Consider the following 386-nt stretch of genomic DNA (forward strand, 5'->3'; position numbering starts at 1 on the left):
ACTGCGGAGCGAGAACCTTCGAGTTGCCGTAGCCGTTTCGCTGCGTCGGCAAGAGCGGAATCTCCATGCCCTGCAAGGCTCGAACGAAACGCTCACCTTCGACGGAGCGCCAAATCTGCCGGGCGTGGCGAGGATCGAGCGCATAGAGTTCCGCGACGCCCCAAACGGCTGCACGCTGCAACCGGGCTTTGATGCCGTGCGAAATCCCCGGCAGATCGTCAAGCGACAGATGCGCGATACGGTCGGGCATGTTTTCCGGGGCAAGCCATTGCAACCCGTCCGGTTTTTCGAGCTTGCCCGCGATCTTCGCAAGCAGGTGGTTCGGCCCGATGCCCACGGAACAGCGCAGCTCCGATCCGACCTGTTCGCGAATTGCGGCCTTCAAC

The 386-nt window shown here is 62.4% G+C and carries 1 pseudogene; it reads right to left on the reverse strand.

Features of this window, described 5'->3' with window-relative positions:
• A pseudogene (locus EP376_RS23140) lies at nt 1-337 on the reverse strand (UMUC-like DNA-repair protein); the annotation flags it as partial.
• Nucleotides 338-386: the final 49 nt, after the last annotated feature.

Source organism: Alexandriicola marinus (genome assembly GCF_004000435.1).
Taxonomy (GTDB): domain Bacteria; phylum Pseudomonadota; class Alphaproteobacteria; order Rhodobacterales; family Rhodobacteraceae; genus Alexandriicola; species Alexandriicola marinus.